1 protein-coding gene and 1 pseudogene are annotated in these 2,228 nt (G+C 73.5%); both read left to right on the plus strand.

Annotated elements, in window-relative coordinates; all coding sequences use genetic code 11:
* On the plus strand, positions 1-1,114 hold a 1,114-nt coding region (locus tag CQZ88_RS13880), incomplete at its 5' end, for a PLP-dependent aminotransferase family protein (RefSeq protein WP_102799910.1).
* Between the two features lie 124 nt (positions 1,115-1,238).
* Positions 1,239-2,228: pseudogene (locus CQZ88_RS31020) on the plus strand (serine/threonine-protein kinase); the annotation flags it as partial.

Genomic DNA, 2,228 nt, shown 5'->3' on the forward strand with positions numbered 1-2,228 from the left:
GAGCTACGCGTCCATGCCCGCGCCCGCCGCCGAGATCGAGTCCGCCTACGCGGCCGCGTTGCGCTCGGTGCCGGCCTACCTCGACTCGCACGGCATGGAGCCGATCGGCGTGGCCCCGCTGCGCGAGGTCATCGCGCGGCGCTACCGGGAGCGGGGGCTGCCCACGGACGCCGACCAGATCATGGTCACCTCCGGCGCGCAGCACGCGCTGCGCCTGCTGCTCGGCGTGCTCACCGACGCCGGCGACCGCGTGATCGTCGACCATCCCACGTATCCCAATGCGCTCGAGGCGATCCGGCGGCACGGGGCGCGGCCGGTCGTGGTGCCGGTGCGGCCCGAGGGCGGCGCCGACGCCGGCTGGGACCTCGAGGGCCTGCGCAGCGCCGCGCGGCAGACGGCGGCGCGAATGGCGTTCCTGATCCCGGACTTCCACAGCCCCACCGGGCTGTGCATGGGCGCACAGGGCCGGGCCGAACTCGTCCGGATCGCCCAGGAGACCCGCATGACGCTCGTCGTGGACGAGACGATGGTGGACCTGTGGCTGGACACCCCACCGCCCCCCGCGGTCGCCTCGTACGGCGCGGACCGGTCCGTCGTGACGGTGGGATCCACCGGGAAGTCCCTGTGGGGCGGGCTCCGGGTGGGCTGGATCCGTGCCGACCGGTCCCTGATCACGCGGCTCGTGGGGGCACGCTCCGCCGTCGACCTCGGCACGCCGGTGATGGAGCAGCTCGCCGCGGCGCACCTGCTCGGCGACGTCGAAGACCTGCTCGAGCGGCGGCGCGGACAGCTGCGCCGCCGCCGGGCGGCGATGCTCGGCGCGCTCGACGAGCACCTGCCCGACTGGAAGTACACGGTGGGGCCGGGCGGGATGTCGCTGTGGGTGCGGATGCCCACGCCGGTGTCGACGGCCCTCGCGGCGACCGCCCCGAATCACGGTGTGGTCCTCGCCGCCGGACCGAGGTTCGGCGTGGAAGGCGCGTTCGAGCGCTTCCTCCGGCTGCCGTACGCGCGGGAGGTCGACGAGGTGCGCCGGGCGGTGGCGTCCGTGGCGTCGGCGTACGACGCGCTCGCCCGCGGCCGGGACCTCGCGGAACCACACCTCGTGGTCTGATTCGGAGGTGGCCGGACGGGGCCCGGGAACCGGTCCGCGGCGTTATGCTCGAGGGGTACGCACGGGCGGTCACGCCGTTGTGGCCGTCCGCGAGCCGCCACTTCGGACGGATGCGAGAACGACTGTGGCCGAAAAGGATCCGTACGCGACGCAGCGCGACATCGGGTTCGACCTCGCTGCCGAACTCGCCGCCGCCGGGTTCGACGACGCGCGGGAGATCGGGCGCGGCGGATTCGGTGTCGTCTACCGCTGCTACGAGACCGCACTCGATCGCCCGGTCGCGGTGAAGGTCCTCACCTCCCACATGGACACAGACAACCTCGAGCGTTTCCTGCGTGAGCAGCGCGCCATGGGACGGCTGTCCGGGCATCCCAACATCGTCAACGTCCTGCAGGTCGGCACCACCGAATCCGGGCGCCCGTACCTCGTGATGCAGTACCACCCGCGCGACTCGCTCGACGCGCAACTGCGCCGCTCCGGGCCCATCCCGTGGGCCGAGGTGGTGCGGATCGGCATCAAGCTGGCCGGCGCCCTCGAGACCGGCCACCGCGTCGGCATCCTGCACCGCGACGTCAAGCCGGCCAACATCCTGCTCACCGAGTTCGGCGAGCCGCAGCTCACGGACTTCGGGATCGCCCGCATCAGCGGGGGCTTCGAGACGGTGGCGGGTGAGGTGACCGGGTCGCCGGCGTTCACGGCCCCGGAGGTGCTCAGCGGCCGCGTGCCCACCCCCGCATCGGACGTCTACAGCCTCGGCGCCACGCTGTTCTGCGCGCTGACCGGGCACGCGGCATTCGAACGGCGCAGCGGCGAGCGGGTCGTGGCGCAGTTCGTGCGGGTGACCACCCAGCCCGTTCCGGACCTGCGCGAGCAGGGCGTCCCGGACGGATTGTCCTCGGCGATCGAGCGTTCCATGTCGGTGGACCCGCAGGCCCGGCCCGCGACCGCCGCCGAGTTCGGGGAGCTGCTGCGCGAGGTGCAGGCCGACGAGGGTCTGCCGGTGGACGAGCTGCCGGTAGCCGGGGAACTCGAGCCGGGCTCGGAGCCCGGTCACCCTCCGTCGCCGTCCGTGTCGGAGCGGCGGAGCACCTACCGGTCCGGCGTGCGCGCCACC

It is taken from the genome of Rhodococcus sp. ENV425 (assembly GCF_002887785.1).
GTDB lineage: Bacteria > Actinomycetota > Actinomycetes > Mycobacteriales > Mycobacteriaceae > Rhodococcus > Rhodococcus aetherivorans.